Genomic DNA, 11,781 nt, shown 5'->3' on the forward strand with positions numbered 1-11,781 from the left:
TGCTCGCGAAGAGGCCATCAGCTTCAATATCAAGTTGACTGACCCGACGCTTTCGCGAGCAGGCTCGCTCCCACGGTGTTAATGATCTCCTACTCAAATCCTCCGCCCCATTGTTCTGAATACGCAAACACTGATGTCGCCGAGAATGGAATTGTTGGTGCAGTGGCCGGCTTGTAGCCTCCATCTCGCCGAACACCGGGATTGGTCAACGATCCGGTGGAGCTCCAGCCAGGGCTCATCAAGACGTCACACCTTGCTTTCGGCCTTACGCCCCTTCGGGGGTTTGGCGCCTAATAAAAATAAGGAAGGCAGGTATGAGTATTCGTGCATGGGGTTGCGCTGCGACCCTGTTCGCTCCCGTTCTGGGGGCTGGCCTATTGTTTCCCGCGATGGCGCAAGCATCCGGCATCCCCTATGCCAGCAACCGGCCCCAAAGCTTTCAGTTCAGTTCGGACTTCACCGAGCCCTACAACTCGGTGGGTCAGGAATTTGAATACAACGACGACCGCAAACGCTTTGACGATCACGGCAACAAGGTCGCCGGCAGCAACACCGAGACCTACGTTGGCCTGACGTCGTTGTTGCACTACTGGAAGATGGACGGCCTGCCCAATACCGGCTTCATCGCCAGTATCACCCTCCCGGAGATTGCCGTGCGCGGCAACGGCACGCGGGTCAGCGGGCTCGGCGATCCGTTGGTCGGCGGCCTGGTCTGGTACAACCCGACGCCGCTGCGCACTATCGGTGCGCAAGCCTATGTGCAACTGCCGACCGGCGCGGACTCGGTCAGCAGCGACACCTACGCGTTGTGGCCGTCGCTGTTCTACAACGAATGGCTGGGCAAAGTGAACATCGATTTGCTGGTCGGCGCGATCCTTCGCGGCGATGGTCCGCACCACACCGAACCTGGCGATACCGGCCACGCCAACCTGCGCCTGGGCTACAACATCGTGGACCGCCCGACCTACCAGGTCACGCCCTTCCTCAGTGCCGACTACCAGAAAACCTTCGGCTCCGATGATCGCAACAACAACGCCATCGAATTCTCTGAATCCAACGAAACCGCGCTCGGCGCCGGCGTGCTGTTCCAGCTCAAGCCCGGCGTGCAAAAGGTCTTCGCCCAGAAAATGTGGGACCAGGTGTCCATCCACTATTCCAAAGGCGTGGAAGGGCGCAACACCACCGTCACCGACGGCCTGTTTGTGCAGCTCTGGCATTACTGGTGAATCACCGACGCCTGCCTGCGTCGCCGCTACTCATTCCGGAGAATAAAAAGTGAACGAAGAAAACCAGAAACTTGCCCTGTCACGCCGCAGCTTCATCAAGGCCGGCGCCGCTGGTACGGCTGTCGCCGCCTTGTCGGGGGTGGCCGCACGGGCGATGGCCAGCGACGAGCTGCCCTTTGATCGAGAGCACGACATTGTCGTGGTCGGCGGTGGTGGCAGCGGTTTGCCTACCGCGTTGTTTTCCCGCTGGCTGGGCAATGACGTGGTTATCCTGGAAAAAGCCGGCAGCCCTGGGGGCACCGCGGCGAAAGCGGCGTTTTGGTACTGGGTGCCGAACAACAAGCCGATGCGCGACGCCGGCATCGTCGATGAAAAAGCCGATTACATGCGCTATGTCGCCCGGTTGACACGTCCGCAATCCTACGACGCCTCGTTGCCCAAACTTGGCCTGTCGGATTGGGAATACGAGATGTGCGAGGCGATCTACGAGAGCGCCTCGCCCGCTGCCGAACTGCTGGCCGAACGCGACGCACTGCCTTATCGCCATTGCCCGGACGTACCGGACTATTTCGCAGAGCTGTCCGAAGACAAGGCCAAGAAAGGCCGCGTACTGGTGCCCAAGGAAGCCCGGCCCAGCATGTCCGACGGCGGTCGCGTGGCGATTCGTACGCTGACCGCCGCCGCCAAGCGTGACGGCGTGCAGATTCGTACCGGCGAGCGCGTGGTGAAAGTGATCCTCAACGGCGCGGGCGAAGCGATCGGCGTCGAAGTCGAGACCGAAGAGGGTGCGCGGCAACGGGTCAAGGCGCGCAAAGCGGTGATCTTCGCTACGGGTGGTTTTACCCACGATCCGGAACTGCGCCGCAACTTCCTCAACGCCCCCGTTTACGGCGGCTGCGCCGCCCTGACCAACGAAGGCGATTTCATCCGGATTTCCAGCGAGCTGGGGGTGCAGTTGCGCAACATGAACTACGCCTGGTCGTGCCCGATCCTGTTGGAAAAAGCCCTGGCCAAGGACGGCTCGATGTCCGGCATTTTCACCATGAACGGCGATTCGATGCTGATGGTGAACAAGTACGGCAAGCGCGTCGTCAACGAAAAGACCGTCTACAACGAACTGGTCCCGACCTTCTTCCAGTGGGACGGCGATAAGGCCGAATACCCGAACCTGGTGATGTTCTCGATCTGGGACCAGCGCGCCCAGGACTACTGCAGCAGCGACGAATACGGCTCTCCGATCGTGCCCAAGGGCGGCAACGACCGCCATGTGGTCAAGGGCGAAACCCTGGAAGATCTGGCGAAGAACATCGCCGAGCGCCTGGATAAACACGCCGCCGATATCGGCGGGATGAAGCTCAGCGCCGATTTCACTCTCAACCTGAAAGCCACCCTCAAGCGCTTCAACGAGTTGGCCAAGACGGGCAAGGATCTGGACTTCCATCGCGGCGAGCTGGTGATCCAGGGCGTGTTTACCGGCCCGGTCAAGCCCGACCGCACCGGCAACCTGACCATGTACCCGTTGGCCGCGAAAGGGCCGTACTACGCGGCGTTGATCACCGGCGGCAACCTCGACACCAAGGGTGGTCCGAAAACCAACTCCGTCGGCCAGGTATTGAACAACGCCAATGCACCGATCCCGGGCCTGTACGGCGTCGGCAACTGCGTTGCGTCGGCCTCCGGTCGTGCCTACTGGGCCGGTGGTTCGACGCTTGGCCCGATCATCGCCTTTGCCTATCGCGCGGCGAACCAGGCGCACAAAGAACCGAGCCGAAGCTGAATCAAGCCCCGTGACTGCATGAGATCAACGATATGACGCACTTGAAATTTTTCCTGCGAGCCCCGGCGCTGTTGGCGATGGCGGCCAGTTTTGCTTTGACCGGCAGCGCTTTGGCCGATGACCTGGCGCTGGCGCAGAAACTGGCGACCAACCACTGCGCGGTCTGCCACACCTTCGACAAGGGCGGCCCGCCGGGGCAGGGCCCGAACCTGTTCGGGCTGCTGGGTCGCAAGGCGGCCAGCGAAACCAACTTCACCTACAGCGACGGCTTCACCAAAGCCATGGCCGGCAAGGTCTGGGACGAGCCGATGCTCGACGCCTGGCTCACCGATGCCCAGAGCGTGGCGCCGGGCAGCGCCATGGTCTATTCGCAGGACGACCCGGCCAAGCGGCAGAAGATCATCAGCTACATCAAGTCCCTTCAATAAAACCACGGCAATTCCCCTGTAGGAGCTGCCGCAGGCTGCGATCTTTTGATCTTCGGCGGACTTGAGATCGCCAAAAGATCAAGATCAAAAGATCGCAGCCTGCGGCAGCTCCTACAAGGATTTGCACCCGATTTTCATAAGGAGACAACCATGATCAGCACCCTGACAATGACCGACGAGCAACGCAAATCGGTCGCCCTGGAATACCTCAAGGCCTTCGACAACGGCGGTATCACCTCCACTGGCGGCAGCATTCTCGACCTGTTCGCCGAGGATGCACAGGTCCTGTTTCCCAAGTGGGGACTGGCCACCGGCCGTGAGCAGATCGGCCAGATGTTCAGCGACCTTGGCAGCCGCTTGAAATCGATTACCCACGACTATGCGCATTTCAACTGGATTCTTACGGGCACCGACACGCTGGTCTGCGAAGGCACCAGTTTTGGTGAACACGTCGACGGCCACTGGCGTGCGGGCGTCCCGTCAGCGGCCGGTGCCGGCTACTGGGCCGATGTGTTCGAGATCCGGGATTTCAAGATCCAGCGCTGCTTCATCTACCTGGACCCTGACTACGGCAGCCAGGACACGGCGCGCTATCCCTGGCTCAACCGCTAACCGCAGCCCCCCCTGTAGGAGCGAGCCTGCTCGCGATGGTCGTTAACGAAAACGCGGGGAACCTGACACCCATCGGCGTTCTTGAGTTCATCGCGAGCATGCTCGCTCCTACAGTGGCTTGCCATTCGAGTTCATCGTAATCTCGCAGGTTCTCGCTTCGTATTCCTATAAGAACAAAAACATCCAGAGAACCTGCCCCCATGGATCGTTTACTCAGTGTCGAAGCCTTCGTGCGGGTTGCCGAAACCGGCAACTTCGCCAGGGCGGCCCAGCAACTGGGCGTGACCCGCTCGGTCATTACCCACCGCATCCAGCAGCTGGAGCAGTTCATCAATGCGCCGCTGTTCCACCGCAGCACACGCCATGTACGCCTCTCCGAGGTCGGGGAGACGTACTACAAGGAATGCGCGGACATGGTCGCGAGCTTCAACTCGCTGACCGAACACATGCGCGAACTGCGCGCCAAACCTACCGGAAAACTGCGGGTGCAGATGCTGCCCGGATTTGCCATCGGGCACTTCGGTCGTCTGTTGGCCGAGTTCACCCGGCTGTATCCGGACATTGAAGTGGACGTCATCGTCAACGACCGGGTGGTGGACCCGATCGAAGAAGGCTTCGATGTGGCGTTCCAGATGTTTCCGCCAATGGCCGAAACCCTGATCGAGCGCAAGTTGTTCAGCGTTCGCCGGCTGTTTTGCATGTCTCCCGATTACGCCAGCGAGTTCGGCGTGCCCACCCATCCCCAGCAATTGCTGCAACACAAGATCGCCCTGTACGAGGGTTATCCGTCGCGCAACCGCTGGCTGTTCAACCGCGAAGACGAACAAGTCGAGCTGAGCCTGCCTGGCCAGGTGCGCTCGAACTCGGTGCACCTGTTGCGTGATTACGCACAGACCGGAGTCTGCATTGTCTGCCTGCCGACACTGGTGGCCAGTGACGACCTGCTCAGCGGGCGGTTGATTCCAGTGTTGCCTGAGTACGCGTTGTCCTCCTTCAATTTTTCAGCAGTGTACCCCGCGACCCAGCGTCGGGCCTTGAAGGTACGTACGTTGATCGACTTTCTGGTGGAGAACTTCGGCGATGAGCCCTGCTGGGATAAACCGTTGCTGGAGCGTGGCTGGGTGCGCTAATGAACCTCGCACCCTGTAGGAGCTGCCGCAGGCTGCGATCTTTTGATCTTGTTTTTTAAGATCAAAAGATCGCAGCCTCGTTGCACTCGACAGCTCCTACACAGCTCCGACACAACTCTTACAGTGTTTGCGTTTCGCGAACACTGTTGTCGCCGGTCCTCTAATTGTTCCGGGACCAGGCGCGACGTACTGTTGGCTCACTGTTACTACAACAACAAAACGGTGAAAACCCATGAGTAGCGCGGCAATCGAAACGGTCTTCGGCTCGCTGGAAAAATACACCAAGGGCTCGGTTGAAATCATCAGCGGCCAGGCCAGTCACTACGCCTTTTCCAACGTTTTCGAGGTGGCGGAAAAATCCCTTCCGTATGAAAAGGTCGTGGTCGGCCTCAACCTCGGCTACGTCATTGAAACCCTGCGCGCCGAAGGCCAGTCGCCCTGGTACACGGCCGCGCACGACGAATTCGCCATCGTCATGGACGGCGAAGTGCGGGTGGACTTCCTCAAGCTCGATACGCCATTGACAGCAGGCGAGGGCACGCAACTGGCCGGGGACGTGCCAGTGGGCAAACCCATGGGCTACGTCCTGCTCAAGCGTGGCCACCAGTGCCTGCTGCCGGTGGGCACCGCGTATCGCTTCGAGGCCAGTCGGCCGGGCGTGATCCTGCAGCAGACGATCAAAGGCCCGTTGTCGGTCGAGAAGTGGGCCGACATCTGCTTGAAGTGATCTGCCCAGCCGAACTCCACCCACAATAAAAAGAGGAAACCCGCCATGGCCATGCTTGAAACCGCTGCTCAAACGCCATTGTTCGCCGACGAAGACGTCCAGGCCAGCGCCGCCCATCCCGTCACCGGTTATCGCGCTTTCAAACTCGGCGCATTCGAACTGTCGCGAGACGAGTACTTCGCCCGCATCACCTGGCCCGCCAAAGGCCAGACCCGTTCGCACTTGATCCCGGCCGATGCCTTTCTGCGCGCCTTGATGCGCGACGTGGCCTGGGGCTTTTTCTACGGCTGGGTCAACTTCGACCACGTCATCGGCACCCGCAACTACTACGGCAAGGTCGACCTGTACGCCGGCACCTTCAACGGCACGCTGAAGGCGGCCGGGGTCAACTACACCGAAAACTTCGAAACGCCGCTGATCATGGCGACATTCAAGGCGATCCTGCGCGACTGGACCAACGCCACCTTCGACCCCTTCGCCGCACCGGAAGAAACCGGCAGCGCCTTCGGTCGCAAGAACGGCAACAACATCGAGGCCATCGAGCGCTTCCGTATCGCCACCCGGCGCATGCCCGGCCTGCCGGATGATTCGCCGCTGCGCAACGATCTGCCGGTCAACCGCCAGTTCATCGATGTGCCGCAGGACGAGCCGGAAATTCACGCCGCAGAAGGTTTCGAAGGCCAGATGCATGCCTTCAACCTGCACAAGTACCTGTCGCGCTCCGACGTGACCTGGAACCCCTCGGTGACTTCGGTGTGCAAGGCCAGCCTGTTCTGCCCGACCACCGAGGAATTCATCCTGCCGGTGTTCCATGGCAATGACCGGATCGAGTGGTTCCTGCAGCTATCGGACGAGATCATCTGGGACGTCGGCGACAAGGACGATGGCAACCCCCGTGCGCGCATCACCATGCGGGCCGGCGATATCTGCGCCATGCCCGCCGACATTCGCCACCAGGGCTATTCGACCAAGCGCTCGATGCTGCTGGTCTGGGAAAACGCCACGCCGAACCTGCCGCAACGCTACGAAAGCGGTGAGCTCAAGCCGTATCCGATCGAGTTCTAAGACCACATGTCTTGCCCGGCCTTGCGCCGGGCCATGCACTCAGCCATCCAGTCAGACACTGCGCCCAAGGCGCGGTGCGAGGAAACCATTATGCAAAATCAGCTCTATATCGATGGCCGCTTCGTCGATGCGGTCGCCGGCGGCACCATCGACGTGGTGTCGCCCCATGACGGCTCGTTGATCACCCGCATCGCCGCCGCCGAAGCCGCCGACGTCGACCTCGCGGTGGCCGCCGCCAAACGCGCTTTCCCGGCCTGGTCGGCCCTGGGTGCCGCCGAGCGTGGGCGCCTGTTACTCAAATTGGCGGACCGGATCGAGGCCTGCAGCGAAGAACTGGCACAGCTGGAATCCCTTAACACCGGGCACCCGATCCGCGATTCCCGTGGCCTCGACGTGCCGCGCACCGCGGCGTGCTTCCGTTACTTCGGCGGCATGGCCGACAAGATCGAAGGCGCGGTGATTCCGGTGGAAGCCGGGTTCCTCAATTACGTGCAGCGCAAGCCAATCGGCGTGGTCGGGCAGATCGTGCCCTGGAACTTTCCGCTGATGTTCACCAGCTGGAAGATGGGCCCGGCACTGGCGGCGGGCAACACCATCGTCATCAAGCCCTCGGAAATCACGCCGCTGTCGACCTTGCGCATTGTCGAGCTGATGACCGAAGTCGGCTTTCCCAAAGGCGTGGTCAACGTGGTGCCGGGTTACGGCCATACCGCGGGCCAGGCGCTGGCCGAGCACCTCGACGTCGGCAAGATTGCCTTTACCGGCTCAACCGCGACCGGTCGGCGGATTGTTGAAGCGTCGCAGGGCAACCTCAAGCGCATTCAACTGGAACTGGGTGGCAAGGGTGCGAACATTGTATTTGAAGACGCCAATCTGGAAGCGGCGGTCAACGGCGCTGCCTGGGCGATCTTCCATAACCAGGGCCAGGCCTGTATCGCCGGTTCGCGGCTGATTCTGCATGAAGACATCGCTGATGCCTTCCTGGAACGCTTCATTGCCCTGGCCAAGTCGATCCGCCTCGGTGACCCGATGGACCCCGACACCGAGATGGGCCCGCTGACCTCGGCCCTGCACCGCGACCGGGTTCTGGCCTACATCGATATCGCCATCGAGCAGGGCGGCAAGATCCTCGCCGGTGGCAAGGCGCCGGACGACCAGGCCTTGGCCAAGGGTTTCTATGTCGAACCCACCGTGGTCGAAGCCAAGCCGGGTGACCGTGTCTGCCAGGAGGAAGTCTTCGGTCCCTTCGTCACGGTCGTGCGCTTTCGCACCGACGAAGAAGCGCTGGCCATTGCCAACAACACTGAGTACGGGCTGGGCAGCGGCCTGTGGACGCAGAACCTCAGCCGCGCGCATAAAATGGCCGACGCGATTCACGCGGGCATGTGTTGGATCAACTGCTACAAGCGCGTCAGCCCCGGCAGTCCGTTCGGCGGCGTAGGGCAGTCCGGTTACGGCCGGGAAATGGGCTTTGAAGCGATCCACGACTACACCGAAGCGCGCTCGGTGTGGGTCAACGTCGACGCGAAAATCCCCCCACACTTCAAACGCTGAGGTCGGCCATGAATCCTTTTGTTTACCAAAGCCTGCCGACCCGCGTGGTGTTCGGCTGGGGCAAGCTCTCGGCACTGGCTGAAGAAATCGAGCGCCTGGGCGCCCGACGGGCGCTGATCCTCACCACGCCGGAACAGCACGGGCTCGGCGAACGCGTCGCGGCGTTACTCGGTGAACGTGCCGCGGGGGTGTACCCGCACGCGGTGATGCATGTGCCGCTGGAAGTGGCGCAAGCGGCGCGCATCGAGGCGGCGCGCCTGGATGCCGATTGCTGCGTGGCCATCGGCGGTGGCTCGACCATTGGCCTGGGCAAGGCGATCGCCATGGATTCGGGGCTGCCGATTGTGGCGGTGCCGACCACCTATGCGGGTTCGGAGATGACGCCGATCTACGGCCTGACCGAAAATCGCCTGAAGAAAACCGGACGCGACCCACGGGTGCTGCCGAAAACCGTGATCTATGATCCGCAATTGACCCTGACCCTGCCGGCGCAGATCTCCGCCTGTTCGGGCATGAACGCCATGGCCCACGCAGTGGAAGCGTTGTACGCCGAGGACGCCAACCCGATCATCGGTTTCATGGCCGAGGAATCGATCCGCTCGCTGGCACAGGCATTGCCGGGGGTGGTCGAGGACCCGAACGATCCCGATGCTCGCAGCCAGGCGTTATATGGCGCGTGGCTGGCGGGCATTTGCCTGGGTTCGGTCGGCATGGCCTTGCACCACAAGCTGTGCCACACCCTGGGCGGTACGTTCAACCTGCCGCATGCCCAGGCCCACGCCATCGTCCTGCCCCATGCGGCGCATTACAACCGTGAGGCCGCCGCCGAACCGTTGCAGCGTGCCGCGCGGGCCCTGGGTGGTCGCGACGCCAGCGAGGTAGGCGCCTTGTTGTATGCGCTCAACCAGAAACTGGGCATTCCATTGGCACTGGCTGATATTGGCTTGCCGCCCAGCGGTCCGGCCGAAGCGGCGCAAATCGCCTGTGCCAGCCCGTATTACAATCCACGGCCGTTCGAACAAGGCCCGATCGAAGCGCTGCTGACCCGCGCCATGCTGGGCCAGGCGCCAGCCTGATCAACCGTGCTATCAGCACATGTCGGAATAAAAACAATGACCGATCACGATAACTCCATGGAAAAACTGATCTGCGAGCAGGCCGTGAACAGCTTCGCTGATGCAACCGATGCGCGCTACAAACAGATCATGCAGAGCCTGGTGCGGCACCTGCATGCGTTTGTCAGCGAGGTTGAACTGACCGAGCAAGAGTGGTTTGAAGGGATACGTTTCCTGACCGAGACCGGCCACAAGTGCGACGGCCAGGTGCGCCAGGAATTCATCCTGCTGTCGGACACCCTTGGCGTATCGATGCTGGTCGACGCGATCAATCATCGCCACAGCGCCACGGCCACCGAGACCACGGTGTTTGGGCCGTTCTACATCGAAGGCATGCCCGAGCGCGCGTTCGGCGAGAACATGGCCTTCACCCCGGGCGAGGCGGCGCTGGTGCGCGGGCGGGTGGTCGATACCCAGGGCAATGCCCTGGCCGGCGCGGTGCTGGACGTCTGGCAGACTGCCGAAAACGGCATGTACTCCGGTCAGGACAGCGAACAGCCATTTGGCAATCTACGCGGGCGCTATCGCACCGACGCCGACGGCTGCTTTGCGATCCGCACGATTGTCCCGGTGTGTTATCCGATTCCGACCGATGGCCCGGTGGGGCGCATGCTCGAGGCCGCCAATCGGCACCCCTGGCGGCCCGCGCACCTGCATTTCATGATCGAGGCGCCGGGATATCGCAAACTGGTGACCCACCTGTTCAATCACGATGATCCGTACCTGGCGTCAGATGCAGTGTTCGGTGTGAAACAGTCGTTGCAGGTGATCTACGAGGATCGAACGAGCCACGATGACCTGTCCACTCGGTTCGGCATGCCATTGCCGTTCAAGCGTGCCTGTTACGAATTCGTCATGGAGGCGGCGTGAATCATGGGCCAGTTTTTTGCCGTATTCGCCACCGATCACCCGGATTCCCTGGCCCTGCGCCAACGCTTACGGCCCAGCCACCAGGCGCATTTGCGTGGGACCGATGCACACCGCGTGGTCGTGCGCCTGGGAGGCCCGACCCTTGATGACGCGGGCCTGGCGATGAATGGCACGCTGCTGGTGATCGAAGCCGGCAGCCTGTCCGAGGTGGAATCGTTCATCCAGGACGATCCCTACGTTCAGGCAGGGCTGTTTTCGAGCATCCAGATTCGTCCCTGGCACTGGAGTCTCGGCAATCCGGAACGGCGGGGCTGAGCATGACCCTCATCATCTTGTGCCAACGGGAAGACATCACCGACGGCGGCGCCCTGGGGCTGCCGCAGCATCAGCAACTGCATCCCGCCGGCCTCGTCGCGGTGCGCCAGGGCGAGCAGGTGTGGGTGTACATCAACCGCTGCCCGCATTTTTCCGTGCCACTGGACTATCGCCCGCAGGAATTCTGCACCTATCGCGGCCAGGTGCTGATGTGCGCGCATCACAGTGCGATGTTTCGGTTTGAAGACGGGCACTGTATCGATGGGCCGTGCCAAGGCGCGACGCTGGAATCCGTGCCGGTGCGCTGGGTGGATAATCGTCTGGTCATGGAGGTGGGCGAGGAGGGGTGAACTACACTGTTTCAGGGTGAATCACGCCCATCAGGAGATCATCATGAAAAGGTTGTCACCCATCGGCCTGTGCGTCGCACTGTCATTTTGCAGTGCCCAGGGATGGGCCCAGACGGTAGTACCGCTGAAGGGCCAGACTTCGCAACAGACTCAACTGGACATCAACGAATGCAACAGCATCGCCGCCAGTAGTACCTCAACCACGTCCACGCCCTCTGGCGGACGGCTCAAGGGCGCCGCAGTAGGCGCAGCAGCCGGTGCGGCTGGGGCCCAGGTACGCGGCCGCCAGCATGACGAGTTCTATGATCGTGTCGACGACGATACCAAGCAGGACTACCGGCAGAACCGCGCCAAGGAAACGGCGGCGGCGGGCGCCGTGGTCGGCGGCTCGCGCCAGCGCCAGGAGCGTCGGGCGCAGGAGAAAACCAACGCGGCGACCACCTCGACGGCGTATACCAGTTGCTTGCAGGGGAAGGGTTACCAGGTCAATCCGTGAACCCGTCCCGTGTAGGAGCGAGCATGCTCCGGGCGGCGTTCCGACGATGGTCGTGAACGAAAACGCTGGCCACCTGACACCCCGCGGTGCCTGAGCCTCCATCGCGAGCATGCTCG

13 protein-coding genes are annotated in these 11,781 nt (G+C 61.7%); all 13 read left to right on the top strand.

The window, feature by feature from the left end:
• Positions 1-314 precede the first annotated feature (314 nt).
• The 13 genes from PG5_RS22780 (at position 315) to PG5_RS22840 (ending at position 11,665) form a co-directional block, all read left to right on the top strand.
• Positions 315-1,226 carry a transporter gene (locus PG5_RS22780; protein WP_020799490.1) on the top strand — a complete coding sequence of 304 codons (912 nt, stop codon included), beginning with the start codon at positions 315-317 and terminating at the stop codon, positions 1,224-1,226.
• A gap of 49 nt (positions 1,227-1,275) precedes the next feature.
• Positions 1,276-3,003, top strand: coding sequence for an FAD-dependent oxidoreductase (locus PG5_RS22785; RefSeq protein WP_020799491.1), 1,728 nt, complete (start codon positions 1,276-1,278; stop codon positions 3,001-3,003).
• Between the two features lie 32 nt (positions 3,004-3,035).
• A complete protein-coding gene (locus PG5_RS22790) occupies positions 3,036-3,431 on the top strand; it encodes a c-type cytochrome (RefSeq protein ID WP_020799492.1) in 396 nt (131 codons plus the stop codon).
• A 150-nt stretch (positions 3,432-3,581) separates the two neighbouring features.
• The gene (locus PG5_RS22795) at positions 3,582-4,043 is read left to right on the top strand and encodes a nuclear transport factor 2 family protein (protein WP_020799493.1); all 462 of its coding nucleotides are present in this window, start codon (positions 3,582-3,584) and stop codon (positions 4,041-4,043) included.
• Positions 4,044-4,243: 200 nt separating this feature from the next.
• Positions 4,244-5,173 (top strand): LysR family transcriptional regulator, encoded by a 930-nt coding sequence (locus PG5_RS22800; RefSeq protein ID WP_020799494.1) that lies wholly within the window; start codon positions 4,244-4,246, stop codon positions 5,171-5,173.
• A 232-nt stretch (positions 5,174-5,405) separates the two neighbouring features.
• The gene (locus PG5_RS22805) at positions 5,406-5,900 is read left to right on the top strand and encodes a hypothetical protein (RefSeq protein WP_020799495.1); all 495 of its coding nucleotides are present in this window, start codon (positions 5,406-5,408) and stop codon (positions 5,898-5,900) included.
• Positions 5,901-5,945: 45 nt separating this feature from the next.
• Positions 5,946-6,965, top strand: a complete 1,020-nt coding sequence (locus PG5_RS22810) for a hypothetical protein (RefSeq protein WP_020799496.1) — start codon at positions 5,946-5,948, stop codon at positions 6,963-6,965.
• 90 nt (positions 6,966-7,055) lie between these two features.
• Positions 7,056-8,519: an aldehyde dehydrogenase family protein gene (locus PG5_RS22815; protein WP_020799497.1), complete on the top strand. Its 1,464-nt coding sequence runs from the start codon at positions 7,056-7,058 to the stop codon at positions 8,517-8,519.
• Between the two features lie 8 nt (positions 8,520-8,527).
• Entirely contained in the window at positions 8,528-9,595 is a 1,068-nt protein-coding gene (locus tag PG5_RS22820; RefSeq protein WP_020799498.1) for a maleylacetate reductase, read from the top strand.
• Positions 9,596-9,631: 36 nt separating this feature from the next.
• Positions 9,632-10,504, top strand: a complete 873-nt coding sequence (locus tag PG5_RS22825; RefSeq protein ID WP_020799499.1) for an intradiol ring-cleavage dioxygenase — start codon at positions 9,632-9,634, stop codon at positions 10,502-10,504.
• A gap of 3 nt (positions 10,505-10,507) precedes the next feature.
• Positions 10,508-10,819, top strand: coding sequence for a YciI family protein (locus PG5_RS22830; RefSeq protein WP_020799500.1), 312 nt, complete (start codon positions 10,508-10,510; stop codon positions 10,817-10,819).
• Positions 10,820-10,821: 2 nt separating this feature from the next.
• Positions 10,822-11,169: a Rieske 2Fe-2S domain-containing protein gene (locus PG5_RS22835; RefSeq protein WP_020799501.1), complete on the top strand. Its 348-nt coding sequence runs from the start codon at positions 10,822-10,824 to the stop codon at positions 11,167-11,169.
• 43 nt (positions 11,170-11,212) lie between these two features.
• A complete protein-coding gene (locus PG5_RS22840; RefSeq protein WP_020799502.1) occupies positions 11,213-11,665 on the top strand; it encodes a YMGG-like glycine zipper-containing protein in 453 nt (150 codons plus the stop codon).
• The last annotated feature ends 116 nt before the right edge of the window (positions 11,666-11,781 follow it).

It is taken from the genome of Pseudomonas sp. G5(2012) (assembly GCF_000408945.1).
Lineage (GTDB): Bacteria > Pseudomonadota > Gammaproteobacteria > Pseudomonadales > Pseudomonadaceae > Aquipseudomonas > Aquipseudomonas umsongensis.